The following is an 869-nucleotide window of genomic DNA, read 5'->3' on the forward strand; positions in this document are numbered from 1 at the left end:
ATGTGGTCTCCTGGCATTACCATTTCCATTCCTTCTGGTAATTTGATTGATCCTGTTACGTCAGTTGTTCTGAAGTAGAATTGTGGTCTGTATCCATCAAAGAATGGAGTATGTCTTCCACCTTCTTCTTTTTTAAGTACGTATACTTGACCTACGAACTTTTTGTGTGGGTTAACTGAACCAGGTTTAGCTAATACTTGACCTCTTTCGATTTCAGTTCTTTGAACCCCTCTTAATAATGCTCCTATGTTATCTCCAGCTTGCGCTTCGTCTAGTAACTTTCTGAACATTTCGATTCCTGTAACAACAGTTTTCTTGATTTCTTCACTTAATCCTACGATTTCAACTTCTGCTCCTACATTTAATATTCCTCTTTCAACTCTTCCTGTAGCAACTGTTCCTCTACCAGTGATTGTGAATACATCTTCGATTGGCATTAAGAATGGCTTATCTGTTGCTCTTTCTGGAGTTGGGATGTAGCTATCTACTGCTTCCATTAACTCTTCGATACATGCGATTGAAGCTTCATCAGTTGGGTTTTCTAATGCTTTTAATGCTGAACCCTTTATTACTGGAATATCATCTCCTGGGAAGTTGTATTCGCTTAATAATTCTCTGATTTCCATTTCAACTAATTCTAATAATTCTTCATCATCAACCATATCAGCTTTGTTTAAGAATACTACGATGTGGTCAACTCCAACTCTTGATGCAAGTAGGATGTGCTCTCTTGTTTGAGGCATTGGACCATCTGCTGCTGAACAAACTAAGATTGCTCCGTCCATTTGTGCTGCTCCTGTGATCATATTCTTAACGTAGTCTGCGTGTCCTGGACAGTCAACGTGAGCATAGTGTCTGTTTTCTGTTTC

At 38.9% G+C, this 869-nt stretch carries 1 protein-coding gene; it reads right to left on the reverse strand.

Annotated features, from left to right (window positions below):
* On the reverse strand, nt 1-869 hold an 869-nt coding region (gene tuf / locus AC4FQ1_RS13115), incomplete at both ends, for an elongation factor Tu (protein ID WP_491169872.1).

This window comes from Clostridium sp. TJA020 (assembly GCF_058310295.1).